Source organism: Chryseobacterium sp. POE27, assembly GCF_039727685.1.
GTDB lineage: Bacteria > Bacteroidota > Bacteroidia > Flavobacteriales > Weeksellaceae > Chryseobacterium.
Map to the genome: position 1 here is coordinate 3629393 of NZ_CP152475.1, position 25593 is coordinate 3654985.

At 36.8% G+C, this 25593-nt stretch carries 23 protein-coding genes and 3 pseudogenes; 17 read left to right on the forward strand and 9 right to left on the reverse strand.

What is annotated here, in order from left to right; translation table 11 throughout:
- The first annotated feature begins 1 nt into the window (after position 1).
- The 4 genes from rfbC to AAHI02_RS17450 all read left to right on the forward strand — a co-directional run bounded on the left by rfbC (position 2) and on the right by AAHI02_RS17450 (position 3566).
- Complete coding sequence (rfbC, locus tag AAHI02_RS17435) at positions 2-541, forward strand: dTDP-4-dehydrorhamnose 3,5-epimerase (RefSeq protein ID WP_346984326.1); 540 nt, start codon at positions 2-4, stop codon at positions 539-541.
- Positions 542-638: 97 nt separating this feature from the next.
- Positions 639-1940 carry a 30S ribosomal protein S12 methylthiotransferase RimO gene (gene rimO / locus AAHI02_RS17440; RefSeq protein ID WP_346984327.1) on the forward strand — a complete coding sequence of 434 codons (1302 nt, stop codon included), beginning with the start codon at positions 639-641 and terminating at the stop codon, positions 1938-1940.
- A gap of 221 nt (positions 1941-2161) precedes the next feature.
- On the forward strand, positions 2162-2854 hold the full coding sequence (locus AAHI02_RS17445) for a hypothetical protein (RefSeq protein ID WP_346984328.1): 693 nt from the start codon (positions 2162-2164) through the stop codon (positions 2852-2854).
- 340 nt (positions 2855-3194) lie between these two features.
- Positions 3195-3566 (forward strand): septal ring lytic transglycosylase RlpA family protein, encoded by a 372-nt coding sequence (locus tag AAHI02_RS17450; protein WP_089997993.1) that lies wholly within the window; start codon positions 3195-3197, stop codon positions 3564-3566.
- A gap of 65 nt (positions 3567-3631) precedes the next feature.
- On the opposite strand, the gene AAHI02_RS17455 is transcribed toward AAHI02_RS17450, so the two are convergent.
- Together AAHI02_RS17455 and AAHI02_RS17460 are read right to left on the reverse strand one after the other, a co-directional pair.
- Complete coding sequence (locus AAHI02_RS17455) at positions 3632-4396, reverse strand: exodeoxyribonuclease III (protein ID WP_346984329.1); 765 nt, start codon at positions 4394-4396, stop codon at positions 3632-3634.
- A gap of 83 nt (positions 4397-4479) precedes the next feature.
- A complete protein-coding gene (locus tag AAHI02_RS17460; RefSeq protein WP_042721069.1) occupies positions 4480-6024 on the reverse strand; it encodes a PglZ domain-containing protein in 1545 nt (514 codons plus the stop codon).
- 216 nt (positions 6025-6240) lie between these two features.
- Here AAHI02_RS17460 and AAHI02_RS17465 point away from each other — a divergent pair, with 216 nt between their 5' ends.
- From AAHI02_RS17465 to AAHI02_RS17505, 9 genes and pseudogenes are all read left to right on the forward strand, one after another.
- Positions 6241-7467 carry an HD domain-containing protein gene (locus tag AAHI02_RS17465; protein ID WP_346984330.1) on the forward strand — a complete coding sequence of 409 codons (1227 nt, stop codon included), beginning with the start codon at positions 6241-6243 and terminating at the stop codon, positions 7465-7467.
- A gap of 73 nt (positions 7468-7540) precedes the next feature.
- Complete coding sequence (gene lpxD, locus AAHI02_RS17470; protein ID WP_346984331.1) at positions 7541-8572, forward strand: UDP-3-O-(3-hydroxymyristoyl)glucosamine N-acyltransferase; 1032 nt, start codon at positions 7541-7543, stop codon at positions 8570-8572.
- Positions 8565-9963, forward strand: a pseudogene (locus tag AAHI02_RS17475) (bifunctional UDP-3-O-[3-hydroxymyristoyl] N-acetylglucosamine deacetylase/3-hydroxyacyl-ACP dehydratase). The gene lpxD and the pseudogene AAHI02_RS17475 overlap by 8 nt, the downstream one beginning before the upstream one ends.
- Positions 9964-10758, forward strand: a complete 795-nt coding sequence (gene lpxA / locus AAHI02_RS17480; protein ID WP_042721065.1) for an acyl-ACP--UDP-N-acetylglucosamine O-acyltransferase — start codon at positions 9964-9966, stop codon at positions 10756-10758.
- A gap of 17 nt (positions 10759-10775) precedes the next feature.
- A complete protein-coding gene (locus AAHI02_RS17485) occupies positions 10776-11108 on the forward strand; it encodes a hypothetical protein (RefSeq protein ID WP_346984332.1) in 333 nt (110 codons plus the stop codon).
- Positions 11109-11122: 14 nt separating this feature from the next.
- The gene (gene efp / locus AAHI02_RS17490; RefSeq protein ID WP_283423798.1) at positions 11123-11689 is read left to right on the forward strand and encodes an elongation factor P; all 567 of its coding nucleotides are present in this window, start codon (positions 11123-11125) and stop codon (positions 11687-11689) included.
- A gap of 152 nt (positions 11690-11841) precedes the next feature.
- Positions 11842-12744 carry an LpxD N-terminal domain-containing protein gene (locus AAHI02_RS17495; protein WP_346984333.1) on the forward strand — a complete coding sequence of 301 codons (903 nt, stop codon included), beginning with the start codon at positions 11842-11844 and terminating at the stop codon, positions 12742-12744.
- Between the two features lie 90 nt (positions 12745-12834).
- Positions 12835-13707 carry a succinate--CoA ligase subunit alpha gene (sucD, locus tag AAHI02_RS17500; protein WP_346984334.1) on the forward strand — a complete coding sequence of 291 codons (873 nt, stop codon included), beginning with the start codon at positions 12835-12837 and terminating at the stop codon, positions 13705-13707.
- A 19-nt stretch (positions 13708-13726) separates the two neighbouring features.
- A complete protein-coding gene (locus AAHI02_RS17505; RefSeq protein WP_346984335.1) occupies positions 13727-14395 on the forward strand; it encodes a porin family protein in 669 nt (222 codons plus the stop codon).
- Between the two features lie 76 nt (positions 14396-14471).
- Here AAHI02_RS17505 and AAHI02_RS17510 read toward each other — a convergent pair whose 3' ends face one another.
- The 3 genes and pseudogenes from AAHI02_RS17510 to AAHI02_RS17520 all read right to left on the reverse strand — a co-directional run bounded on the left by AAHI02_RS17510 (position 14472) and on the right by AAHI02_RS17520 (position 17157).
- Positions 14472-15782: an ABC transporter permease gene (locus AAHI02_RS17510; RefSeq protein ID WP_346984336.1), complete on the reverse strand. Its 1311-nt coding sequence runs from the start codon at positions 15780-15782 to the stop codon at positions 14472-14474.
- Between the two features lie 2 nt (positions 15783-15784).
- Positions 15785-16697 (reverse strand): annotated as a pseudogene (locus tag AAHI02_RS17515) (ATP-binding cassette domain-containing protein).
- 196 nt (positions 16698-16893) lie between these two features.
- Positions 16894-17157, reverse strand: coding sequence for a T9SS C-terminal target domain-containing protein (locus AAHI02_RS17520; RefSeq protein ID WP_346984337.1), 264 nt, complete (start codon positions 17155-17157; stop codon positions 16894-16896).
- Between the two features lie 122 nt (positions 17158-17279).
- Between AAHI02_RS17520 and hemB the strand changes: the two genes are divergently transcribed.
- From hemB to AAHI02_RS17540, 4 genes and pseudogenes are all read left to right on the forward strand, one after another.
- Positions 17280-18269: a porphobilinogen synthase gene (hemB, locus tag AAHI02_RS17525; protein WP_346984338.1), complete on the forward strand. Its 990-nt coding sequence runs from the start codon at positions 17280-17282 to the stop codon at positions 18267-18269.
- An 89-nt stretch (positions 18270-18358) separates the two neighbouring features.
- Positions 18359-19084 (forward strand): annotated as a pseudogene (gene lptB, locus AAHI02_RS17530) (LPS export ABC transporter ATP-binding protein); the annotation flags it as partial.
- Positions 19085-19513: 429 nt separating this feature from the next.
- The gene (locus AAHI02_RS17535; RefSeq protein ID WP_346984339.1) at positions 19514-21319 is read left to right on the forward strand and encodes an ABC transporter ATP-binding protein; all 1806 of its coding nucleotides are present in this window, start codon (positions 19514-19516) and stop codon (positions 21317-21319) included.
- Between the two features lie 49 nt (positions 21320-21368).
- Complete coding sequence (locus AAHI02_RS17540) at positions 21369-22322, forward strand: YafY family protein (protein ID WP_346984340.1); 954 nt, start codon at positions 21369-21371, stop codon at positions 22320-22322.
- Positions 22323-22409: 87 nt separating this feature from the next.
- On the opposite strand, the gene AAHI02_RS17545 is transcribed toward AAHI02_RS17540, so the two are convergent.
- The 4 genes from AAHI02_RS17545 to speB all read right to left on the reverse strand — a co-directional run bounded on the left by AAHI02_RS17545 (position 22410) and on the right by speB (position 25526).
- Positions 22410-22910, reverse strand: coding sequence for a DinB family protein (locus AAHI02_RS17545; RefSeq protein ID WP_346984341.1), 501 nt, complete (start codon positions 22908-22910; stop codon positions 22410-22412).
- A gap of 211 nt (positions 22911-23121) precedes the next feature.
- Positions 23122-23733, reverse strand: coding sequence for an alpha-ketoglutarate-dependent dioxygenase AlkB (locus AAHI02_RS17550; RefSeq protein WP_346984342.1), 612 nt, complete (start codon positions 23731-23733; stop codon positions 23122-23124).
- A 19-nt stretch (positions 23734-23752) separates the two neighbouring features.
- Entirely contained in the window at positions 23753-24601 is an 849-nt protein-coding gene (locus tag AAHI02_RS17555; protein ID WP_346984343.1) for a methylated-DNA--[protein]-cysteine S-methyltransferase, read from the reverse strand.
- 67 nt (positions 24602-24668) lie between these two features.
- Positions 24669-25526: an agmatinase gene (speB, locus tag AAHI02_RS17560; RefSeq protein ID WP_346984344.1), complete on the reverse strand. Its 858-nt coding sequence runs from the start codon at positions 25524-25526 to the stop codon at positions 24669-24671.
- Positions 25527-25593 lie beyond the last annotated feature (67 nt).

Sequence of the window (25593 nt, forward strand, 5' to 3'; positions counted from 1 at the left end):
TATGAAAATAAAAGAAACTCCTTTAAAGGACTGTTATATAATTGAACCTACCATTATTGAAGATGAAAGAGGTTATTTTTTTGAAAAATTCAATGAAAGAAAATTTGAGGAGCTTACAGGAATGAATGGACATTTTGTGCAGGATAATATCTCCAAATCTTCATACGGAGTGATTCGTGGGGTACATTTGCAGAAAGGAGAGCACGCACAGGCAAAATTGGTATCTTGTCTTGAAGGTAAAGTTTGGGATGTTGCAGTTGATTTGAGAGAAGATTCTCCAACCTTCGGTAAGTGGTTTGGGATAGAGCTTACAGCAGAAAATAAAGTTCAGTTGTATGTTCCAAGAGGCTTTGGACACGGTTTTTCAGTATTAAGCGAAACTGCAATTTTCTCTTATAAATGTGATAATTTCTATTATAAAGAATCAGAAAGGGGAATCATGTACAATGATCCGGATTTGAATATTGACTGGAAAATTGATGAAAAAGATGCTAAACTTTCCGAAAAAGATAAAATGCTTGCCGGATTTATTGAAAAATAACTTTCCGAATTAAATACTAAGACCACTTATTGAGTGGTTTTATTTTTTTAATCATCTCTTCAATATTTTGTATCTTTGCAAACTCAAAATCAAAAAGATGCGCACAAAATCCGTAGGTAAGAAGAAAATCAATGTAGTAACACTTGGATGTTCCAAAAATGTTTATGATTCCGAAGTTTTGATGAGTCAGCTGAAAGCCAACGGCAAAGAAGTTGTTCATGAAGACAGAGGAGATATTGTAGTGATCAATACTTGCGGATTTATAGACAATGCAAAGGAAGAATCTATCAATACTATTTTGGATTATGTTGAAGCTAAAAACAGGGGAGAAGTAGAGAAGGTATTTGTTACTGGTTGTCTATCAGAAAGATATAAGCCGGATCTGATAAGAGAAATCCCTGATGTTGACCAGTATTTCGGGACAAGAGATCTTCCGGTTTTGCTGAAGCATCTTGGTGCGGATTATAAACATGAATTGGTGGGTGAAAGACTGACCACAACGCCTAAGCATTATGCTTACCTGAAAATTTCGGAAGGCTGTGACAGGCCGTGTTCTTTCTGTGCAATTCCTCTGATGAGAGGTGGTCACATTTCAACCCCTATAGAAAAATTGGTTTCCGAAGCACAAAAGCTTGCTAAAAAAGGAACTAAAGAACTTATTCTTATTGCGCAGGATCTTACCTATTATGGTTTGGATATTTATAAGAAGCGCGCCCTTGGAGATTTGCTAAAAGAACTTGTAAAAGTGGACGGAATTGAATGGATTCGTCTTCATTATGCCTTTCCAAGCGGTTTCCCGGAAGATGTTCTGGATATCATCCGTGAAGAACCGAAAGTTTGTAACTATATTGATATTCCTCTTCAGCACATCAATTCAGATTTGTTAAAGTCCATGAAAAGAGGAACTACTCACGAAAAAACCAATGCATTGTTGGCAAAGTTCAGAGAAAAAGTTCCTGATATGGCAATCAGAACAACTCTCATCGTTGGCTATCCGGGAGAAACAGAGGAAGTGTTTCAGGAGCTTAAAGACTGGGTAAGAACACAGAAATTCGACAGACTCGGCTGTTTTACATATTCTCACGAAGAAAATACAGGAGCCTATGTATTAGAAGATAACATTCCGCAGGAGATAAAAGAAGCGAGAGTAGAAGAGATTATGGAAATTCAATCCCAGATTTCATGGGAAAAGAATCAGGAAAAGATCGGAAAAATCTACAAGTGTATCTTCGATCGTAAAGAAGGAAATTATTTTGTAGGAAGAACAGAGTATGATTCTCCTGATGTCGACAACACGGTGTTGGTATCTGCAGAAAACACTTATATTTCAATCGGAGATTTTGCTGAGGTAAAGATCATTTCTGCAGAAGAATTTGATCTTTATGGAGAGTTGATATAAATAACTACAATCAAAATAATTAACATATTGATGACTAAACCAATTTTATGTGTGGTTATGATTCAATGTGTTAATTATTTTTTTAAACTTAATAAATAATGTTTTACATTTGCTGTCAAATATTTATTAGACCTAAAATTAGATTTGAATTAATAGTTTAAAACAAAATAGAAATATTTTTTTTATCCGAAATTAGCACAGGTTGGTTTCGGATAATGAATGTGATTTTATTAATCTTAAATACGTATGAAAAAAAATTATTAACAGCAATTTTGCTGGTGGGATCTTTCTCATTAGCATACTCCCAGCAGGGAAGAGTTGGGATCAATACGGTTACTCCCGCTGCAACATTTGACGTGCAGGCCAACACGACAAATAATTCTTTACCAGATGCGGTATTAGTTCCTCGCATGACCAGAGCTCAGCTGGAAGCAAAAAATACAGCTTATACCAATGGTAGTGGTTCAGCCAATCAAAATGGAGCTTTAGTATTCATCAGTGATGTTACAAGTGGAACGGGAACGGGCAAAACCATGAATGTTCAGGCAAAAGGTTTCTATTATTATGATGCCCCGAATAGTGTCTGGGTAGCCGTAACTCCAAATCTGAAAGTATCAGTGGGAACCAGCGAAACACCAACCAATACACTTGTTGGGGCTTCACAGATTTATGCCATCAAAGGATCGTTCAATGCAAATGGAACTTCTTCTTCTGTAAGTATTCCCTCACCTGTAGGGATGACCTCATTGTATTCGATTACTATTTACAAAACGGGATCAGGAATGGTATATGATAGAAGCTTATATTCTTATAATATTACATCAACTCCAAATAATGCTGTTACAGGTTCACCAAATATGTCTGTAATATATCCATCGGGCAACTATGATTATATAATGGAATATCTCAAATAATTTCTAATAATTATATGAGCACGCTTACCGTTTAAATAGGTGTCTGTCATCATTGAAATTATCGTATATTTTACTGTAGGTATAAATAAGTAATGTATTGGTTTTTAGTTGTTTGATGTTTGTTTTATAGGCTTTTTAGCAGTCATTAAGTTAAATTTGTTAACTTTTTAACACTTTTTTTAACATATTTTAACAATATAGGTTAATGTATTGATTTTCAAATAATTAAATTTAACATTAACAAAATATTTAGATTTAATTAACATCCGTTAACATATAAAATAGGACCATTGAAAGATTCCTGATACATTTGCCAAGTCAAAACCAATAAAAGTTCAAAATGATGAAAAGATTCATTCTCGTAATCATAATGATGATTTCAACCCTTGGTGTTTATTCGTTCAAAATGAATGCCATAGATGCGAAAAAAACAAGTTATGCATCGTACTACCACGATAAATTTAACGGTAGAAAAACGGCCAGCGGAGAAATTTTTGATAATGCAAAGTTTACCGCAGCCAACAGAACGCTTCCTTTCGGAACAAACATAAAGGTGACCAACCTGAACAATGGTAAAGAGGTGATTGTGAAAATTAATGATAGAGGACCTTACCATTCGTCAAGAGCTTTAGATATGTCTAAAGCAGCGTTCGATGAAATCGGAGATACCGATCGCGGTACCATTCCGGTGGAATATGAAATTGTCGATTAATTTTATGATTTAAATTAACAAAAGCCAACCTAATGAGTTGGCTTTTTTTGTTTTCAGGCAGGAAATTATAAGTTGATTTCAACAAGAGCCGGACAATGGTCTGAATGTACAGCCTCTTTTAAAATAACCGCTCTGGTAAGATTGTCTTTTAAGGTATAAGAGGTGAAATTGTAATCAAGCCTCCAGCCTTTATTTTTTGCCCTTGAATTTTGCCTGTAGCTCCACCAGGTATAGTGATCGGGTTCATTGTTGAAATATCTGAAACTGTCGATCAGTTCGCATTCATTGATAAAATCAGTCATCCACTCTCTTTCCATCGGCAAAAAGCCCGAAACATTCTTTAAACGAGCCGGATCATGGATGTCGATTGCTTCATGACAGATATTGAAATCTCCCGAAATAATAAGATTGGGAATTTCTTTTCTTAAATTCTTGATGTATTCTAAAAAATCACGACAAAACTGCATTTTGAACTCCAGCCTTTCTATATTAGAGGCAGAAGGTACATAAACCGAAATAGCGGAAAATCCGTCAAAATCTGCACGGATAATTCTTCCTTCATTGTCGTAGCTTTCAATGCCGCAGCCATACTCAACGTGATTGGGTTTTATTTTTGAGGCTATTCCGACCCCGCTGTAGCCTTTTCTTACTGCAGAATGCCAGTAACTGTAATAGCCAAGTTTTTCAAGACTTTCAATGTCGATCTGGTCGTTTCCTGCCTTACTTTCCTGAATGCAGATAATATCGGGATCAGCTGATGTCAGCCAGCCAAGAAAATCTTTTGTAAAAGCAGCCCGAATTCCGTTTACGTTATAAGTGATTAATTTCATGTTTCAAAAATATTAATAAAAAAAGAAGCGGGAAAAATCAAAGATTTTTCCCGCTTCTTTTTGGATCTCTCGGTATTAGAGAATTATTTTGGTTCAAGAACGCTGACAGGAATAATACACTCTTCCAGTGAAATTCCGCCGTGCTGATAGGTTTCTTTATAATAATTCACAAAATGATTGTAGTTTTTAGGATAAGCAAGGAAAATATTATTTTTTGCGAAAATATATTTAGAACTTAAATTTCCTTTCGGCAAAAATAACTTTTCAGGATTTGTAATCGCCCAAACGTCACTGCTGTCATATGTAAGGCTTTTTCCTGTTTTATAACGGATGTTGGTAGACGTTTCTCTGTCTCCTACCACTTTGCTCGGTTTTTTTACATAAACGGTGCCGTGATCGGTGGTGATCACCAGTTTAAACCCGTTTTCGGCAGCAACCTTAATAATCTTCAATAATGATGAGTTTTCAAACCAGTTCAGAGTCAGAGATCTGAATGTTTTATCATCACGAATCAGCTGATCTACGATATGATTATCAGTTTTCGCGTGAGAAAGGATGTCAATAAAATTATATACGATCACTAAAAGATCATTGTTTTTGTGTTGATTAAAATCATCGTAAATTTTACGCTCAAAATCTGCATTTAATACTTTTAGATATTTCATGGATTTGGAACCAAGGCCGATTCTTTTCATCTGATCCTCAAGAAAATCTCTTTCGTATTCATTTTTATTCCCTTCCTCATTATCGTTAAACCATTTATCTGGGAAACGTTTTTCAATTTCAGACGGCATAAGACCTGCAAAGAATGAATTTCTTGCATATTGTGTTGCCGTCGGAAGAATGCTGTAATAATAATCTTCAGAGATTTTATTATAGTATTTCGTAAATAAGGGTTCAATTACTTTCCACTGATCGTAGCGAAGATTATCAACCATTAAAAGCAGAACTTTTTCTTTTTCTACTTCCGGTTTCACTTTTTCTTTGAAAAGAGTATGGCTCATAATCGGTTTGTCCGAATCATGCAACCAGTCTTCGTAATTGTTTTCTATAAACTTGGCAAACTGAATATTAGCTTCTTCTTTCTGTGATTGTAAAAGATCTGCAAATTCATTATCCGTTACTTTATCAAATTTGATTTCCCAGTTAACGATTTTCTTGTAATACTCTGCCCATTCCTGATAAGTCCTAAGATAGGAAAGTTCCATGGAAAGATTTCTGAATTCCTGCTGATACTGAAGAATTGTCTTCTGTTCAACAAGATTTTCCTCTTGAAGGTTTTTCTTTAAAGAAAGCAAAATTTGATTAGGGTTTACCGGCTTCAAAATATAATCCGCGATCTGTGAGCCGATTGCTTCCTCCATAATGTGTTCCTCTTCACTTTTGGTTACCATTACTATTTTTAAAGAATTATCTTTATCCTTAATCATAGGAATCGCTTCCAATCCGGAAATTCCGGGCATATTTTCATCAATAAGTGTTAATGCGAATTTTTCAGAATCCATCAGTTCCAGTGCTTCATTCACATTGTTTACAGGAGTTACCTGATATCCTTTTTTTTCAAGGAACACAATATGAGGTTTCAGCAAGTCGATTTCATCATCTATCCATAATATTTTTTCCGACATAAATTTATTTTTTTACATGGTTATTGTATCAAATTGCTGACCAACTCTAATTAAAATCTGCCAAATTGAACACCTGTAAAGTTAAATATAAGTTAATGAAAACAACAATGTTTCCTCACAATTATTATTATCATGTCTGATAAAATTTTTTAATGATGATTTAATGAAAGCTCAATTTTAAAATCCCTAAATTTGTTTATTAATTCAGACGTTTCAATGCAGAATAAACTCAAAATCATCAACGATCCTGTTCACGGTTTTATCAGAATTCCACACGAAATTTTATTTGATATTATTGAGCATCCTTATTTTCAGAGATTAAGAAGAATCGGGCAGACGGGGCTTCTGAACCTTATTTTCCCGGGCGCTACGCATACGAGATTTCATCATGCTTTGGGAGCTATGCATCTGATGTTTACCGCGCTTGAAACATTGAAGCAGAAAGGAGTGAAGATTTCCGAAGAAGAAGAAAAAGGTGCGATGCTGGCTATTTTAATGCATGACATCGGTCACGGTCCATTTTCCCACGCATTGGAAAGCATGCTCATGGACGACTGGCATCATGAGACACTTTCATTATTATTAATGAACAGGCTGAATGAAGAATTCAACGGAGAACTTTCATGTGCTATTGAGATGTTTCAGGGGAAATATCATCGTAAGTTCTTCAATCAGCTAATTTCTTCCCAACTTGATGTCGACAGGCTCGATTATCTGAAACGAGACAGCTTTTTTACAGGAGTTTCTGAAGGAAGCATCAATACACAGCGTATTATTTCAATGATGAATGTTTGCGAAGAGGGAGAATTGGTTATTGATGCTAAAGGAGTTTATTCCATAGAAAATTTTCTTACCGCCAGAATGTTTATGTACTGGCAGGTTTATTATCATAAAACATCTGCATTGGCAGAATTTATTCTGGTAAAAATTCTGGAGCGTGCCAAATATCTTGTTTCCCGGGGAGTAGATTTGCCGGCCGGAGATAATCTGAAATATTTCTTGTACAGAGAAAAAAGTGCGGCTACGGATGAAGACGTAAGAAGATTTACTCAGCTGGACGATAATGATGTCATACAGGCAATGAAATCATGGCAAAATGCAGAAGATAAAATATTGTCGTACTGGTGCAGCTGCGTCATACAAAGAAATCTCCCCAAAACGATTATTTCTTCGCATCCTTTTGATAAAGAATTTATTAAAGGAAAAATAAAAAATACAAACGATTTTTTCAGGATCGATAATGGGGAAGAACTGGTACATGAAATCAAAAGAAAACTTCTTCCTTACGATACCGAAAAACAACCCATCTACCTGTTGCAGAAAAATGGGAGAAAAATCAGGCTGGAAGAGTCGGAAGATCAGCTTTTGTCAGGGCTTATGGTTAATAAAACAAAGCGGTATATCCTCACTTTTCCACGGGATATTTCAGAGTTAAATTCTTAAATAATATTAAAATTTTACGATCATAAAACTAAAAAATGTTTGCGAATTACAGAATTTCTTATCTTTGCAGAATATGGAATTCACAGCTTCGCAAATTGCAAGTTTTATTGACGGAAAAATAATAGGTGACGAGCATGCACTTATTACTGGAGTTTCACCTATTGAAAGCGGGGAAACTGGACATCTTTCTTTTATAGCACAAGATAGATTTACGCATTATTTGGATGCCTCTAAATGCTCTGTTATCATCGTCTCAGAAAATCTTTTGACGAAAGATTCTTACAATACCACGATCATATCGGTGAAGGATGCTTATCTTTCGTTTCAGATATTAATGAACCTTTATCAGGAAATGCAGGGAAGAAAAGAAGGGATCGAAAATGGCTCTTCAATACACGATACTGCCGTGATTGGTGATAACGTTTATATCGGAGCTTTCACATATGTTTCCGAAAAAGCAAAAATCGGGGAAGGATCTCAGATCTATCCGCAGGTTTACATCGGAAAAGGCGTGAAAATCGGTAAAAACTGTAAAATAGACAGTGGTGCAAGAATTTATGATTACTGCATTATAGGCGACAACTGTGTGATCCATTCCAATACCGTAATCGGAGGTGACGGATTTGGTTTTCAGCCAACACCGGACGGGTTCAAAAAAATTCCTCAGCTTGGTAATGTTATTATTGAAGATGATGTGGAAATCGGCTCAAATTGTAGTATTGACCGTGCAACTATAGGCTCTACTACCATCGGAAAAGGCACAAAGATCGATAATCTGATCCAGATTGCGCATAATGTAAAAATAGGTAAAAACAATGTGATTGCGGCGCAGGCCGGAATTGCGGGATCTACGACCATCGGCGACTGGAACCAAATCGGCGGTCAGGTCGGCATCGTAGGACATATAAAAATAGGAAATCAGGTGAAAATTCAGGCGCAGAGCGGAGTGAATTCAAGTGTGAATGACAGAGAGACACTGTACGGTTCACCAGCCATCAGTTATAATGACTACCTGAGAAATTATATCCATTTCAGAAACTTTACTGAAATCGTTAACAGAATAAAAAATCTTGAGAATAACTCAAAAGATAAAACTAATGAGTGATATGCAAAAAACGCTTCAGCAAGAAGTAACTCTCTCCGGAATCGGACTTCATACAGGTAAAGAAGTAAAACTTACCATAAAACCTGCAAAGGAAAATACAGGTTTTATCTTTGTAAGAACAGATCTGGAAGGACATCCTCAGGTGGAAGCAGATGTAAACTATGTAGTTGCTACAGAAAGAGGAACGACATTAGAAAAATTAGGCGTAAAAATTACGACTTGCGAACATCTTCTCGCAGCACTCGTTGGTTGTGACATCGACAATGCCATTCTTGAAATGGATGCTTCAGAACCTCCAATCCTTGACGGATCTTCAAAGTATTTTGTGGAAGCTATCGAAAGCGTTGGTGTTGTGGAACAAAATATTCCGAGAGAATACCTGGTAGTAAAAGAAGTTCTTACTTACAGCGATCCGGCTACAGGATCAGAAATTACAATTATTCCTTCCGATACATACGAAGTAACAACAATGGTTGATTTTGGGACTAAAGTTTTAGGAACTCAAAATGCCACACTTAAAAATATTTCTGAGTTTAAAGATGAAATTTCCTCTGCAAGAACATTCAGTTTTCTGCATGAGCTTGAAATGCTTCTGGATCATGGCCTTATCAAAGGGGGAGATATTTCAAATGCTATCGTGTACGTAGATAAAGATCTCACCCTAGAGACTACAGAAAAACTGAAAAAAGCTTTTGGAAAAGACAACGTATCCATAAGACCCAACGGAATCCTTGATAATCTTAATTTAAATTATCCTAATGAAGCAGCAAGACACAAATTACTGGATGTGATTGGTGATCTGGCTTTGGCGGGGGTAAAAATAAAAGGCAAAGTTATTGCCAATAAACCTGGACATTTTGTAAACACGCAGTTTGCCAAAAAAGCTGAATCGTCAGTGGAAGCTGCAGAAAAAGAAAAATGTTCCTGATTTTGACCTGACTAAAGAACCCGTTTTTGATATCAACGGAATTATGAAGCTCATGCCTCACAGACCACCGTTTTTATTGATCGATAAAATTCTTGAACTTTCCGACTCTCATGTGGTAGGTTTGAAAAATGTAACGATGAATGAACCTTTCTTCGTAGGACATTTTCCGAAAGAGCCCGTAATGCCGGGGGTTTTGCAGGTGGAAGCTTTAGCACAGACAGGAGGAATCCTTGTTTTGGCAAGCGTTCCTGATCCTGAAAATTACTCGACCTATTTTATTAAAATTGATAAAGTAAAATTCAAAAGAAAAGTAGTGCCGGGAGATACTATTATTTTCAAGATTGAATTGATCGAACCCATCAGAAGAGGAATCGTCCATATGCAGGGCTACGGCTATGTAGGAGATACTGTTGCGGTAGAAGCAGAACTAATGGCCCAAGTTGCAAAAAATAAAGTTGATTAAATGATTCATCAATTAGCAGCCGTAGATAAGCGTGCGAAAATCAGCAAAAATGTAATCGTAGAACCTTTTACTACCATTGCAGGGGATGTGGAAATCGGAGAAGGAACATGGATTGGTCCCAATGTTACCATCATGGATGGAGCAAGAATAGGTAAAAACTGTAGAATTTTTCCGGGAACGGTAATTTCTGCTATTCCTCAGGATTTAAAATTTGATGGAGAAGATACGCAGGTGATCATTGGTGACGAAACCACGATCAGGGAATGCGTGACGGTAAACAGAGGTACAAAAGCTTTAGGATTTACTAAAATTGGTAAAAACTGCCTTATTATGGCAACAACACATATTGCGCATGACTGCGTTATCGGGGATCATGTGATCATCGTGAACGGTTGTGGGATTGCAGGCCACGTAGAAATCGGTGATTATACGGTAATGGGGGGCTTGTCTGCGGTACACCAGTTTGGTAAGATCGGAAAACATGTCATGATTTCCGGAGGAACGCTGGTAAGAAAAGATATTCCGCCTTATGTAAAAGTGGCAAGAGAGCCAATGTCTTATGCCGGAATTAATTCTGTTGGATTGAGAAGAAGAGGATTTACCAATGAAAAAATATTTGAAATCCAGAAGATATACAGAGCAATTTTTCAGATGAAGATGAATGTTTCTCAGGCTATTTCGCATATTGAAAAAGAAATGCTTCCTACTGCAGAAAGAGACGAGATTCTTCAGTTTATCCAAAACTCTCCGAGAGGTATTGTAAAAGGATACGGAACCGGAAAAGAAAGTAATTAATTGTAAAAAAATCAGATATGAAAATTTTAATCTTATTCATGATGCTTTCAACGACTTCTTTGTTTGGACAGCAAACGGAAGGATTAAAAACTCAGAAAACAACAAGGACCTCTATTCTGGAAAGAAAGATTCCTGAAAAGTCTACAGACAGCCTTGCTAAAAGTAATTTTAACTCTATTCTGAAGCAAAAGGATAATTCAAACTCTATTTTTGGCACAGCGAATCAATACAATTCTGAAGTTCAGATGAATGTCAACAGGCTACAGAACAATGTAAATACATTTAATAATAACACATTCAACAGGATGCTGCCTCAGGGACAGGGAATACAGTTTAATAAAAGAAAATAATTATATACAAAATAATGGCAACAAGTAACGATATCAGAAAAGGTCTGTGCATTGAGTATAGCAATGATATTTATAAAGTAATTGAGTTTCTTCATGTAAAACCGGGTAAAGGGCCGGCTTTCGTAAGAACGAAACTAAAATCTGTAACAAACGGAAAGGTAATTGACAATACTTTTTCTGCAGGTCATAAAATTGATGAAGTAAAAGTAATCACCAGAAAATATCAGTATCTTTATGATGATGAGAATGGTTTCCACTTCATGAACAATGATGATTTTTCTCAGCTTTACCTTAACAAAGAAATGATTGAAAATTCTAATCTTATGAAAGCAGGAGAGGAAGTGACAATTATTTTGAAAGAAGCTGACGAAACTCCTCTTTCAGCAGAATTACCACAATCTGTTTATCTGGAAATAGTGGAAGCAGATCCTGGAGTAAAAGGAAATACCGCTACCAATGCGCTGAAAAATGCTATCGTTGAAACAGGAGCAAGAGTAATGGTTCCATTGTTCATTGAGCCGGGAGACAAGATTAAAGTAAGTACCGAAGATGGTTCATACTTAGAAAGAGTAAAAGAATAATTTTTAATACAATCTACAGAAATTCGGTTTGCCCTTGCATTCCGAATTTTTGCTTTATAAAAGTGAGAAGTCCGAAAGGACGATTTATAACAGAATCGGATGCAGTCCGGTAACTTTTATATGTTTTACAAACCTAAACATCATTTAAAAATATGACGTTTCATCAGCCACAACAACTTGAAACTATTGCCAATATTATCGGGGCTAAATTTGTAGGTCCAAAAGACTTCGAAGTATTGGGTACCAATGAAATTCACATGGTGAAGCCAGGAGATATCGTTTTTGTTAACCATCCTAAATATTATGATAAAGCATTAAATTCTGCTGCTACCATTATCCTGATTGACAAAGAAGTAGACTGTCCGGAAGGTAAAGCCCTTTTGGTTTCTGATGATCCTTTCAGGGATTTTAACAAAATCAATACGCATTTCACGAGAATATATAATTTTACGGAAGAACTTCATGACGTTGAAATTGGTGAGGGAACGCATATTCATCATTCCGCAGTAATCGGAAATAATGTAAAGATCGGCAAAAATACGCTTATCTTCCCCAATGTGGTGATTGGCGACAGAACCGTTATTGGTGATAATGTTGTGATCCAGTCAAATACCGTGTTGGGAGGTGATGCATTTTATTACAGAAAATTAAATGGAAATTTTGATCGTCTGATCTCCGTGGGAAATGTTGTTATTGAAAACAATGTTGAGATCGGAAACGGCTGTACGATAGACAGGGGGGTAACAGATTCTACAGTGATTGGTGAAGGCTCTGTTCTTGATAATCAGATCCAGATAGGACACGATACGGTGATTGGTAAAAAATGTCTTATTGCTTCGCAAGTGGGAATTGCAGGATGTTGTGTAATCGGCGATGAAGTAACATTGTGGGGACAGGTCGGTATCGCTTCCGGAAATAAAATAGAGAGCGGATCTGTAATTTTAGGCAAAACAGGAGTCAACAGAGATCTTGAAAAAGGAACCTATATCGGCATGTTTGCAGAAGATTTTAAAACCTACCTGAAGAAAGAAGTTAAACTGAGAAATCTCAAATAAACAAATTGTTTAGATTTATCTTTAATCAAAGAAATTTAATTAAATTTGTGTGCATTTAAAAATCAATAAATAAATTAAATAAATAATAAAATGTCAATTTTAGTAAACAAAGATTCTAAAGTAATTGTACAAGGATTTACGGGGAATGAAGGTACTTTCCACGCAAGCCAGATGATCGAATACGGAACCAACGTAGTAGGTGGAGTTACTCCCGGAAAAGGAGGAAGCGAGCACCTTGGGAAGCCTGTATTCAATACTGTAGCTGATGCTGTGGCAAAAGCCGGAGCAAACGTGAGTATCATTTTCGTACCACCTGCATTTGCGGCTGATGCAATTATGGAAGCAGCTGAAGCGGGAATCAAAGTAATTGTTTGTATTACTGAAGGTATTCCTGTAGCAGATATGGTAAAAGTAAAATCTTACATTGCCGACAGAGAATGTAGATTAATAGGTCCTAACTGCCCCGGAATCATTACTTCTGAAGAAGCTAAAATTGGTATTATGCCAGGTTTCGTTTTCAAAAAAGGTAAAGTAGGTATCGTTTCTAAATCAGGTACGCTTACTTATGAAGCTGCAGATCAGGTGGTAAGAGCCGGTTTCGGTATTTCTACAGCAATCGGTATCGGTGGTGACCCAATCATTGGAACAACGACAAGAGAAGCTTTGGAATTATTCATTAATGATCCTGAAACAGAAGCGGTAGTTATGATCGGAGAAATCGGTGGTGGTCTTGAGGCTGAAGCAGCAAGATGGTATAAGGCCAGCGGTTCTACAAAACCTGTTGTAGGCTTTATCGCCGGACAAACTGCTCCTAAAGGAAGAACAATGGGCCACGCAGGTGCTATCGTTGGTGGTGCTGAAGATACTGCTCAGGCAAAAATGGAGATCATGAGAGAAAACGGTATCAATGTAGTAGATTCCCCTGCTGATATTGGTGTTACCGTGGCTAAGGTGTTAGCATAATTTTTTAAAACATAATGATATGAAAAAATTTTTATTGGCCTCTGGCCTAATGTTTTCTGCGTTGTCTTTCGCACAAATAGACTTCAGCAGTACAAGGTTTGGGATCTCTGCAGGAGGTAACTTCTCAGGAGTAAAAAATGCCCACAATCCCTCAGGAAAAAGGTTTACGATACAGGGCGGAGCTTTGGCTTTAATTCCTATCGGAAGTGAAAATCAGTTTTTTCTTCAACCCGAAATACAGTATTTTGGAGCAGGAGAAACAGGTAAAGACAAAGGAGCTAAAGGCACCGACGGATATGACGCTGTATATGCAAATGATTATCTGAGTGTACCAATCAGTTTTAAAGCTTATTTTTCCGAAGCAGAATCAGAATTCTTCGGATTGATAGGACCGAGATTTAATTTTTTATTAAGTCAGAGAGTGAAAAACGCACCTGTGTCAAGACCATATTATGACCCGGATTATGAAGTTTCCGGAAACTCAAAACTTAATGGTAAAGCCAATGGCTTTAACTTTGGACTAGGTTTTGGGCTAGGATACAGCTACAAAAGGCAGTTGGAATTAACCGCAAGATATGATTTCGGTCTTTCCAATACCTATCCCGGTCTTGATTATGAACCACAAGGAAGTACTAAAAATAAATCCGAGCAGGTTCTTAGTTTAAGTGTAAACTATATTTTCAACTGAGAAAATTTTAACCCTAATAAAAAAGTCCCGAAACATCTTGTTTCGGGACTTTTTTTATGATAAATCTGATAATTTTTTATCCTTTAATCCATTTCCAGATCTCTTTGAAAGTAGCTTTATTTCCATACATCAAAATACCCACTCTGTAGATCTTTCCTGCTACGAAAATCATAAAAATAGTAGTTCCTAAAAGCAGAGCAATTGATAATGCGATCTGCCAGGCCGGAACACCGAAAGGTATTCTGGCAATCATCGCTACCGGTGAAGTAAAAGGAATAATCGACAGCCAAAATCCAAGTGGTCCGTCAGGGTTATTCATTAAAGAAAAGCTGCCGTACATTCCCAGCATTAGCGGAAGGATCGCAAATAAGGTGAATTGTTGTGTCTCTGTCTCATTGTCTACCGCAGAGCCGATAGCCGCATATATAGAGCTATAAAAGATATATCCTAAAAGGAAAAATACAATAAATACAAAGATGATTAATGGAAAATTCAATTCTAGCAAACTGTGAGAAATCTGAGTGGCAATCTGTGCAACATCCAGTTTACTTGCCAGTTCATTATTTCCGCCCGGAATATTTTTCTGAATGGAGGTAAAACCTGTATTTAAAACCAACGCTCCGATCACAGACATTGTAATCCAGACTAAAAACTGCGTTAAAGCTACTAAAGTAACTCCCAGAATTTTGCCCATCATCAGTTCGAAAGGTTTCACAGAAGAAATAATAATTTCCACAACACGATTATTTTTTTCTTCCAGCACGCTTCTCATTACCCTTACACCATAGATGATGATGAACATAAAAGTAACATACATCAGGAGAATACTCAGTCCACTTTTTACCCCAAAGCCAAGATCGGAATCCTCCTTATTGTTCTCGGAAACATTAATGGTTTTTAAGGTAAAACTTTTATCAAGATTATCCAGCTGCGTTTCTGCAATACCTAATTGCTTGAACTTTTCTTTCTTAATAACATCCGTAATATCAGAAACGATTTTCTGCTTCGTATCAAATCCTATTTTGCTATTAATGACAAGTCTTGTATTTTTCTGAAGATCATCAAAATCTTGATTTTTCAGTGCCGGTAAAATTAAAATACCATCCAATGATTCATTGCCCTTAAGATTATTAATCTTAGACTTTTCATCAGCCGCAGCAACATAGATGTATTTCAGCTGATCACTGGATTTCAGCTGATTGGTAAATAGGCCGCTTTTATCCACCACTTCAATCACGCTGTGAGATTCGTTGGCTTTAAACATAAGACCGATTACCGAACCGAAAGCAACCAGCAGAACCGGAGCCAGTAAAGTAAGTATAATGAAGGATTTTTTCTTAACCTGTGTCAGAAATTCCCTTTTTGTAATTAAAAAAATATTGTTCATAATTAAGAATTGCTGCTTACTGCATTAATAAAAACTTCATTCATACTTGGAATTTTTTCCTCAAATGATCTTACTTTTCCTACATTGACAAGATCCAGAAGAATATCGTTTTGATTAGATTCATTCTTTAAATCAAATGATATAAGATTGTTTTCGTTTGAAATATTAGAGATATCGTATTTATTTCTGAAGTTTTCAAGCTGAGAATCATTGGTTTCGGAAAGGGTAACCCCGAAAATATTTTTCTTGAATTTTTCCCGTACATCAAAAACTCTTCCGTCGATAATTTTTTTTGAATTATTAATCAAAGCAACATAATCACACATTTCTTCCACACTTTCCATTCTGTGGGTAGAAAGAATAATCGTTGTTCCGTTGTTTTTAAGATCAATAATCTGATCTTTAATCAGATTGGCATTTACAGGGTCAAATCCTGAAAACGGCTCATCGAGGATAAGTAGGTTGGGTCTGTGAAGAACCGTTACAACAAACTGGATTTTTTGTGCCATTCCTTTCGAAAGTTCAGAAAGCTTCTTTTTCCACCACTGGTCAATATGCAATTTGTCAAACCATTTCTTGGCTTCACTCAAAGCATCGTTTTTGCTCATTCCTTTAAGTTCACCAAAATAAAGAAGCTGGTCACCGACCGTCATATTTTTATAAAGGCCTCTTTCTTCGGGCATGTAGCCGATATCTTTGATATGATCCGGATTCAGTTTCTGTCCGTTAATGGAAATGTCTCCCGAATCAGCCTGTGTGATTTGATTGATGATACGTATAAATGAAGTTTTACCGGCCCCGTTCGGACCTAAAAGACCATATACGCTTCCTTTCGGAACGTGGATGCTGAAATCATCCAAAGCCACTTTTTTTGCCGGCATTATAGGTCTTTCTGATATGTTCAGCTTTTAGCATTAAATTGTTTTTACTTATTAGTATGAAAAAGTCCCGAAAGTTACGGAATTATTGAAACAGAATTTAATCTAAAAGAAAAAAATCCTGATGATGATCAGGATTGAATTATTATTGTTTTACGATTTGCGTAACCTTCATGGTGTTGTCGCTCAGTATATAGCGGATCAGATATTTTCCAGGCTTCAATTTTTCGATATTAATTTCCCCCCGAATTCATATTTACTGAATAAGTAGCAACCTGAGTTCCCAAAATAGAGTAGAAGATCACACTTTTAATTTTAAGATTAGAGTCTTTAGCCTTTACAATCAGAAAATCCTTTGCAGGATTCGGATAGGCAACAAGAACACCATCATCAGACTTTTGTGAAAAACCTGAAGGCTCCTTTATCTGAGCTTTAATATTATTGGAAAATCCAATAAAAGCGCCTAAAAAGATAAATAAAAGTAAAAGTTTTTTCATCAAATTATAATTTCTTTAAATATATTAAAACAAAAGTAAACAATTCTACAATTTCCTGCAACACTTTTTTTGTTTAAGTTGTAGTAAATTTGTATTAAATTTTATTCAAAAAGTATTCCAAAATGATACATTCAAGAAATAGAAGGCTGAGAGTAAACGAATCTGTCAGAAGTCTGGTAAGAGAATGCACACTTACCACCAACGATTTTGTAATGCCAATCTTCGTTATGGAGGGCGAAAATAAAGAAGAACCCATCGCTTCAATGCCGGGAATATTCAGGAGAAGCATCGATCTGACAGTGAAAGAATGTAAGGAATTATTTTCTTTAGGTGTAAAAGCTGTCAATCTGTATATGAAAGTTTCAGACGATCTGAAAGACAATACCGGAAAAGAGGCATGGAACAAAAACGGATTGATGCAGAACACGATAAGAGCCATCAAAGATGCAGTTCCTGAAATGGTTGTGATGCCTGACGTGGCATTGGATCCTTATTCAATCTACGGTCACGACGGAATTATTGAAAATGGTAAAATCGTCAATGATGCTACTAACGATGCTTTGGCAAGAATGTCTGTGTCGCATGCTGAAGCGGGGGCCGATATTGTGGCACCAAGCGACATGATGGATGGAAGGGTACAAACAATCCGCGAAGCTTTGGAAGATAGTGGATTTACGGATGTTGGGATCTTAAGCTATGCCGCGAAATATGCAAGCTCTTTTTACGGACCTTTCAGAAGCGCTTTAGACAGTGCGCCAAAAGATAATATGGAAATTCCTAAGGATAAAAAAACATATCAGATGGATTTTCATAATTCCCGTGAGGCATTAAATGAAGTATTTAAAGATATTGACGAAGGAGCAGATATTATCATGATTAAGCCGGGACTTCCGTATCTGGATGTTGTTTCAAAAGTTCGTGATGCTATCGATCTTCCGATTGCCGTGTACAATGTGAGCGGAGAATATGCAATGGTAAAAGCGGCTGCACAAAACGGCTGGCTGGATAATGATAAAACGATTATCGAAAGCTTAACATGTATTAAAAGGGCTGGGGCAGACATGATCTTTACCTATTTTGCAAAAGAAGCAGCGATGATTCTCAACAGGTAATTGATCAGCAATAGAAAAGCACCTTATTGAGCGTTTTAAATTTTTGTGTTTGTGTAAAGTAAAACGTTTACATTTTATATATTTGCTTCATGATTTTACGAGGAGAAAACTTAATCAAAGAATACGGTCCCAAGAAAGTTGTAAAAGGCGTTTCTGTACAGGTTCAGCAGGGAGAAATTGTCGGATTGCTTGGCCCGAACGGAGCCGGGAAAACCACTTCGTTTTATATGATTGTTGGATTGGTTAAGCCCACTTCCGGGAAAATTTTTCTTGATAAACAGGAAATCACTACCGATGCGATGTACCGCAGGGCACAAAAAGGAATCGGTTATCTTGCGCAGGAAGCATCCGTTTTTAGGAAACTTTCGGTTGAGGAAAACATTATGGGCGTTTTACAGCTTACAAAACTTTCAAAGCGTGAACAGCAGATCAAATGTGATGAGCTGATTGAGGAATTCTCACTACAGCACGTTCGTAAAAACCGTGGTGATCTTTTGTCCGGAGGGGAAAGACGTAGAACAGAAATTGCAAGATGTCTGGCAACAGATCCTAATTTTATTCTTCTGGATGAACCTTTTGCCGGAGTAGACCCGATTGCCGTGGAAGATATTCAGAAAATTGTAAGAAGTCTTACAGATAAAAACATTGGAATCCTGATTACAGACCACAACGTTCAGCAGACTTTGGCCATTACCAACAAAACGTATATTATGTTTGAAGGAAGAATCCTGAAAGAAGGACTTCCCGAGGAATTGGCAAATGATCCGCAGGTAAGGGAAGCTTATCTCGGTGAAAACTTTGTCTATCAAAGTATTTTTGATAAACCTACAAAGAAGAGTTACGCGTACAATATCTGGGCAGGAAATTTTGATTCTAAATCCCAGCTGCAGAATTTTGTGAATGAAAATTTTGCTCAGTATGATGATCTGAGACTGATGTACGGTTTTGAAGATATCAGTTTCGCTTCATTGGGAAATTCGGAAATTCAGCACATATTCAATGATGTAGTAGACAAAAATGCCAACAATGCTTTTGTATTTCAGAAAAAAGAAATTAATTCCAATTATTCTCTGGAGCAGGCTGAAACAGAGTCTAAAGCAGCAGGAAAGCCGGAACTCCACTATCTTACAACTTACATTTTTGAAGGATAATTTGTAAATTAAAGCAAATCTTTTTGCTGAAAAATAGAATAAAAACGTACCTTTTCTCTGTAAAACGGTACGTTTTTTAGTTAAATCATTTCTATGGCAAAACCTTTCAACAGAACCGTCACTTTATTCGGAATTTACAAACAGCTCGTTCCTTTTATCAGACCCTACCGGCTGATGATCTATGGAACATTGTTTCTTACATTTTTAGGAGCTCTTGCCGCACAGGTGAATCCGCTGGTGCTGAAATATACTGTGGATGAGGTTACAAAATTGACTCATCTTCCGCATCCCATGTCGCAGGGAATTCATGTGCTGGTGGTAATATCGGTTATATTACTTGGGAAAGAATTGCTGAATATCTTTATCAATTTCGGGCAAAAATTTTATGGTGAGAAAATCAGGATCAATGTAAGCTCTGTACTAGCACAATCTGCGATCGACAAAATTCTGATGTATCGTGTCGCTTATTTTAATGATGAAAACCATGAATCAGGAAAATTACAGATCAGGATCGACAGAGGTATTGAAAGCTTAACAAGGCTTGTACAGAACTTTTTTATAGATATGCTGCCACTGTTTTCCAACGCTGTGATTGCTTTATTTATCATGTATCTGCAAAACGTTTACGTCGGAATTGTCTCTACGATCATTGTCCCGATTTATTTTTATGTAAGCTCTTTGCAGGCAAAAAAGCTCGGCGGAGTGAGAAGAACATTAAGAAATCAGCGTGAGCAAAAGACTTCGGGATTATTAAATCTGATTAATTCCATCATGGTGATCAAAAGTTTTGTCCGTGAAAAATTTGAAGGCAAAAAACAATATGATCTCCAGATGCAGCTTATGGAAAGCCAGATGTTTACCCGGAGAACAAATTTTATTTATGACGGTTTAAAAACATTTATCGAACAGTTTGGGGTGGTTTTAATTATTCTTCTGACGGTTTATCTTGTACTGGACCAGCAGATGACTATAGGTGCAATCATGCTTCATATCATGCTTTTTAACAATGTTTCGGCTCCGATACGGCAATTACACAGAATCTATGACGATATGAACGATGCGATGATTTATGCAGAAGGATATTTCGATATTTTAAATGCAGATGAAGAGAAAGAGCCGAACGGAAATTTCGTAGAAAAGAAAATCAAAGGAAACTTTGAATTAAAAAATATTAATTTTACATATCCCAATGGGACACAGGCTTTACACAATGTTTCCATGAAGATTGAAAACGGGAAAACGACGGCCTTAGTAGGTTTGAGCGGTGCAGGTAAATCTACGATCATCAATCTTTTATGCAAGTTTTATCTTCCGGATTCAGGAGAAATTTTATTGGATGACTTTAATTTGAATGATTATGACAATACTTTTCTTCGCAATGACCTTGGTCTGGTGCTTCAGAAAAATCATATTTTCCAGGGAAGTATCGAAGACAATATTCGCTACGGAAATATGAATGCCTCTTTCGAGGAAATCCAGGAAGCTGCAAAAAAAGCCTATCTTCACGAGCAGATTCTGGATTTACCGGATGCTTACAGTCATGATGCTACACAACTTTCCGGGGGACAGCAGCAAAGAATTGCCATCGCAAGGTTGTTTTTGAAAAACCCACCGATTATTTTTCTTGACGAACCCACCGCAAGTCTCGATGCAATTGCTACAGAGCAGATTAAGAATTCCCTGGATGCCATAAAAGAAGGGCGAACAGTGATTATTATATCGCACTCTCTTTCACAGATTCTGGATTCCGATAAAATATATGTCATGAAAAAAGGAAGGGTAGTGGAAAGCGGAACTCACGATGAGCTGGTTCAGATCAACGGAATATACAGAGAAATTTTCGATGCTTCAGCAAGAAGTTTAAATCTGGATAAATTGATGAATAGTTTTAAAAAATAATGTAATATAGTAATTTAATAATACACAATTATCATTCATCAACCATAAAATGAACGATCACTACCTCAAAAAACTCGACAGGGTAACCGCTATTCTTACTCAATTACAGTCAAAATCAATTGTAAGGGCACAGGATCTTGCACAGAAATTTGACGTAAGTGTACGGACAATTTACAGGGATATAAAAACATTGGAAAACGCCGGGATTCCTATCATAGGGGAAGCCGGAAGCGGATATTCCCTGATGGATGGTTATAAACTTCCTCCCGTGATGTTTACAAAGGAAGAAGTGTTAAGTTTTATTACCGCCGAAAAACTAATGCAGAAGTTCTCCCATCAAAGTCTGGGAAACCACTATCAGACAGCGATGGAAAAATTACGTTCAGTATTGAAATATTCGGACAGAAATTTAATTCAGAACATCGAAACGCAGATTGATATTTTTCAGCATCAGGTCAAAACTGAAGATACCTTAAAAGATGTTATCCCAACCATTCTGGAAAGCATTGCCGAAAAATATCAGCTGAGCATAGAATACAGAACCGTTGACGATAAAATTTCCACAAGAACCATTGAGGCAGTCGGCGTTTTCTTTGAATTTAATTTTTGGTACATTATGGCTTTCTGCACATTGAGAAATGATTTCAGGCAGTTTCGTGTAGACAGGATTTTGAAGATTTCCAAAACTCAGAATCCGTATCTTCAGGAATATGGACAAATCAATGATTACCGGAAAAATGGCAACGGAAATAAAGTCACCGTAAAGCTCCTGGTGGATAAAAAAATAATGGGGCATCTTGTAAATTCAAAAATTTATTATGGCTTAATTGAAGAAGTAGAAACAGAAAACGGAGTAGAGCTCACCTTTGAAACGGAATGGCTTAAGGATGGTTTTCCGCGTTGGCTGATTACTTTTGCAGATTATGCCACCATTCTGGAACCGGAAAGCCTTAAAGAAAGACTGAAAGATTTATTAAAAGATATTTCCGATAGACACCCATAAAAAACCTCAGCAGAAAATTGTGCTGAGGTGTAGGCATTTAAGTATCTGAGTTATGTTTTATTAAAGATTTCAGTCTCCACAGTGGCATTAAAGAACTGAAAATCTCTCCCAAAAAAAAGGCGGTTCAATTCCCAAAGCTCTCAGGTAAACGTATCCCTGCCCACGGTGATGAATTTCATTATCAACGAAATACAAAATATTCTGATACACCGGGAATTCGTATTGTCCAAACAAATTGAAAGTTTCCTGAAAGCGTTCCTCCGAAATCTGCGCAAAATAATGATTAATCACTTCCGTTTCTTCATCCCATTTTTTCAGCAAATCTTGTTTCGTTTGAGGGTTGAAGCCTTCTTCGTTGTAGGCTTCCATGTTTTTGCCGACAATTCCTTTAAGGCCCGGACCTCCGATTGCGATTAATTCGCATGCCAATTTTGCAAAAGGTCTCATTCCGCCGATAGAAAATTCAAATAATTCTTTTTCCGGGAAAGCTTCAATTACTCTTCTTGTCAGGTTTCTGTGTCCTTGCCAGTGTTCCAGTAATTGTTCAGAACTCATGAATTTTTTTGTGATAGTTGCTGTAGTTGTCATAATTTTTAATGTTGTTTGTTATTGTTGATACAAAGATAAAACGCACTTATGACAACAGTTTGTCAGTAGGATTTTTGAAATAAAAATATTTTTTTGTTTTTAAAATAATTCAGATGATTTTTGCGTTAATGATACAGACATAAGCAATGTTAGTAGATAGATAATTTGAGAGTGATCGGTCTTTCGGACCGGTCATTTTTTTATAAAGCAGCTATTCTGTAATCGTTCTGAAAGTCAGATTCACTCTTGGCGTTTTTATTTTTGTCGTTGTTGGCAGTCTGTGTAGCCAGTGGTCCTGCGTTGTTCCTTTCATCACGAGTAAGCTTCCGTTTTTCAGCAATAATTCCACTTTTTCTTTGGTGGTTTTATGTTTAAATAAAAACTTCCGCTCAGCTCCAAAGGTTAATGAAGCAATGGCTCCGTGTTTTTTGAGATCTTTCTCAGCATCACTATGATAAGCCATGCCTTCGTTTCCGTCGTGATATAAATTCAAAAGGCAGGAATTATAGGTTTCTCCCGTAATTTCTTCACATTTCTGCTTTAATTCCAATAATTCCGGTGTCCATGGTTTTGCATATTTTGTTCGTTTGGAATAGGTATATTCAAATGGCTTTTCACCGAACCAGGCTACTTTTCTTTTTGTTATAATCAGTTTTCCAAAGATGATCGCTTCATCATTTTCCCATGGAATCTGATTAAATAAATAATCATAATAAAAATCTGATTTTTCTTTTGAAAAAACTTCTCCGTAGTAGTGAACGATTCCGTCTTTGGGAAGTATATTTAATGGGAAATCTGATATGTCTTCGAATAAGTTCAGCATAAAGTTTAAGGTTTTGAATTTAAAAATCAGAATAAACTTTAGAACTTTCCCAGCCGATAATCAGCTGTTTTCTGTCGCTTCCCCACATATAACCACCAATTTTTCCGGAAGACTGAATGACACGGTGACAAGGAATCAAAAATGCTACAGGATTACTTCCAATTGCCGTCCCGACAGCTCTCGAAGCTTTGGAGTGACCAATTTTTTCGGCTAAGTTTCCGTATGTTGACAATTTCCCCATCGGAATACTGAGCAGGCTTTCCCATACTTTCAACTGAAAATCTGTCCCTTTTAAATGTAATTTGATAGTATTTAATTCTCTCCAGTCTTTACTAAAAATAGATAACGCATTCTTCTGAAATTCGTCCTGTTTTTCAAAAAAAGAAGCATTGGGGAATTTAGTTTTTAAATCTCCCAATGCTTTGTGTTTGTCGTTTTCAAAAGCCATATAGCAGATTCCTTTTTCTGTGGAAGCTGCAATTATTTTTCCAAAAGGACTTTCGGAAAAACTGTAATTTATGGTAAGGCTTTTTCCCCCGTTTTTATATTCTGCCGGAGACATTCCTTCTATTTTTACAAACAGATCGTGCAATCTGCTCGTACTTGAAAGTCCTGTCTCATAAGCCGTTTCAAATAAACTTACTTTTTCTTCCTTCAATAAATTTTTAGCGTGTTCAAGACTGATGAACTGCAAAAATTTCTTCGGGCTTGTTCCCGCCCAATCAGAGAACATTTTCTGAAAATGAGCCGGACTCAGATGAATTTTTTCTGCCACTTCCTCCAAGCTTGGCTGAAGTTTGAAATTATTCCGGATATATTCTATCGCTTTGGCAATTCTCTCGTAATCTATATGATTTTGTGTGGACATAGCATTTATTTTACCTCACAAATTTCTAAAGAATACACGACTGAAAAAATCCGATTCTTGCGAAATTTTAATTGTTTTTATAAATATGGTAGTAAGCAAGCATCTTATAATATAACTTCGCCGCCAGGAATGCACTTGGTTTTGCCATCGGAGAATCCATTAATTCTACAATATCAAAGGCTACAACGTTGCATTTTTCAAATACTCTTCTTAACAGTTCCAATGTAGGATACCATTGTAAACCACCCGGCTCAGGAGTTCCTGTGGATGGGCAAAGTGAAGGATCAAAGGCATCCAGGTCGATGGTAATATAGACGTTTCCTGAAACTTTTTCCAATACATCATTTACCCAGTTTTCGTTGTTGGCAATTTCGTGAGCAAAAAACACCCTTCCTTCCGGTAAATATTCAGCTTCTTCAATATCCATAGAGCGGATTCCCACCTGTACAAGATTGTGCTTCTGATTGGCCTCAAACACTGCACAAGCGTGATTAGAAGTAGAACCATGGAACTCAGGACGAAGATCTGTGTGCGCGTCAAGCTGAAGAACTGTCAGATTCTCGAATTTCTCACCCACCGCACGGATCGAACCGATAGAAACTGAGTGTTCTCCCCCAAAAAGCGTAAACAATTTACCATCATGATTCAAAAGCTCTTTTGTTTTTTGATAAACAGCTTCTGTCATAGCTTCAGGCGAAGAATTTTCAGAAATTTCTCCGGCTAGGAAAACTCCCTCTAAATAAGGCTCTGTTTGGGTTTCGATGTCATAAAGCTCCATGTTTTCAGAAGCATCTAAAAACAGTTCCGGGCCTTTGTCGGCACCTTTTCCCCAGGTTGAAGTTCCGTCGTAAGGAACAGTTACCAACATTACTTTCGAGTTTTCCAGCGATGCATTTTCTTCAGGAATTCCTGCGTATGTTTTCATGTTTTATTTTAAAATTAAATGATTTCGGCAAAGATACAAAGAAGTTTGGAGAAGTAGATGGATGGTG

Excerpts from the sequence above, each read along its gene's own strand:
- hemB (WP_346984338.1), top strand. The coding sequence starts at position 17,280 with ATGATACATTCAAGAAATAGAAGGCTGAGAGTAAACGAATCTGTCAGA.
- speB (WP_346984344.1), bottom strand. The coding sequence starts at position 25,526 with ATGAAAACATACGCAGGAATTCCTGAAGAAAATGCATCGCTGGAAAAC.
- sucD (WP_346984334.1), top strand. The coding sequence starts at position 12,835 with ATGTCAATTTTAGTAAACAAAGATTCTAAAGTAATTGTACAAGGATTT.
- lpxA (WP_042721065.1), top strand. The coding sequence starts at position 9,964 with ATGATTCATCAATTAGCAGCCGTAGATAAGCGTGCGAAAATCAGCAAA.
- lpxD (WP_346984331.1), top strand. The coding sequence starts at position 7,541 with ATGGAATTCACAGCTTCGCAAATTGCAAGTTTTATTGACGGAAAAATA.
- AAHI02_RS17460 (WP_042721069.1), bottom strand. The coding sequence starts at position 6,024 with ATGTCGGAAAAAATATTATGGATAGATGATGAAATCGACTTGCTGAAA.
- AAHI02_RS17450 (WP_089997993.1), top strand. The coding sequence starts at position 3,195 with ATGATGAAAAGATTCATTCTCGTAATCATAATGATGATTTCAACCCTT.
- AAHI02_RS17485 (WP_346984332.1), top strand. The coding sequence starts at position 10,776 with ATGAAAATTTTAATCTTATTCATGATGCTTTCAACGACTTCTTTGTTT.
- AAHI02_RS17495 (WP_346984333.1), top strand. The coding sequence starts at position 11,842 with ATGACGTTTCATCAGCCACAACAACTTGAAACTATTGCCAATATTATC.
- AAHI02_RS17520 (WP_346984337.1), bottom strand. The coding sequence starts at position 17,157 with ATGAAAAAACTTTTACTTTTATTTATCTTTTTAGGCGCTTTTATTGGA.
- AAHI02_RS17465 (WP_346984330.1), top strand. The coding sequence starts at position 6,241 with ATGCAGAATAAACTCAAAATCATCAACGATCCTGTTCACGGTTTTATC.
- efp (WP_283423798.1), top strand. The coding sequence starts at position 11,123 with ATGGCAACAAGTAACGATATCAGAAAAGGTCTGTGCATTGAGTATAGC.
- AAHI02_RS17540 (WP_346984340.1), top strand. The coding sequence starts at position 21,369 with ATGAACGATCACTACCTCAAAAAACTCGACAGGGTAACCGCTATTCTT.
- AAHI02_RS17505 (WP_346984335.1), top strand. The coding sequence starts at position 13,727 with ATGAAAAAATTTTTATTGGCCTCTGGCCTAATGTTTTCTGCGTTGTCT.
- rimO (WP_346984327.1), top strand. The coding sequence starts at position 639 with ATGCGCACAAAATCCGTAGGTAAGAAGAAAATCAATGTAGTAACACTT.
- AAHI02_RS17550 (WP_346984342.1), bottom strand. The coding sequence starts at position 23,733 with ATGCTGAACTTATTCGAAGACATATCAGATTTCCCATTAAATATACTT.
- rfbC (WP_346984326.1), top strand. The coding sequence starts at position 2 with ATGAAAATAAAAGAAACTCCTTTAAAGGACTGTTATATAATTGAACCT.
- AAHI02_RS17455 (WP_346984329.1), bottom strand. The coding sequence starts at position 4,396 with ATGAAATTAATCACTTATAACGTAAACGGAATTCGGGCTGCTTTTACA.
- AAHI02_RS17535 (WP_346984339.1), top strand. The coding sequence starts at position 19,514 with ATGGCAAAACCTTTCAACAGAACCGTCACTTTATTCGGAATTTACAAA.
- AAHI02_RS17555 (WP_346984343.1), bottom strand. The coding sequence starts at position 24,601 with ATGTCCACACAAAATCATATAGATTACGAGAGAATTGCCAAAGCGATA.
- AAHI02_RS17545 (WP_346984341.1), bottom strand. The coding sequence starts at position 22,910 with ATGACAACTACAGCAACTATCACAAAAAAATTCATGAGTTCTGAACAA.
- AAHI02_RS17510 (WP_346984336.1), bottom strand. The coding sequence starts at position 15,782 with ATGAACAATATTTTTTTAATTACAAAAAGGGAATTTCTGACACAGGTT.